Source organism: Streptomyces sp. NRRL WC-3618 (assembly GCF_001280005.1).
GTDB lineage: Bacteria > Actinomycetota > Actinomycetes > Streptomycetales > Streptomycetaceae > Streptomyces.
Map to the genome: position 1 here is coordinate 1 of NZ_LGDW01000430.1, position 218 is coordinate 218.

Consider the following 218-nt stretch of genomic DNA (forward strand, 5'->3'; position numbering starts at 1 on the left):
TATTCGGACTCGCTTTCGCTACGGCTTCCCCACACGGGTTAACCTCGCAACACACCGCAAACTCGCAGGCTCATTCTTCAAAAGGCACGCAGTCACGACGCACCAAGTAAACTTGGCGCGCGACGCTCCCACGGCTTGTAGGCACACGGTTTCAGGTACTATTTCACTCCGCTCCCGCGGTACTTTTCACCATTCCCTCACGGTACTATCCGCTATCG

1 rRNA gene is annotated in these 218 nt (G+C 56.0%); it reads right to left on the bottom strand.

The features are described from left to right. Positions 1-218, bottom strand: a 23S ribosomal RNA gene (locus ADL01_RS28295); the annotation flags it as partial.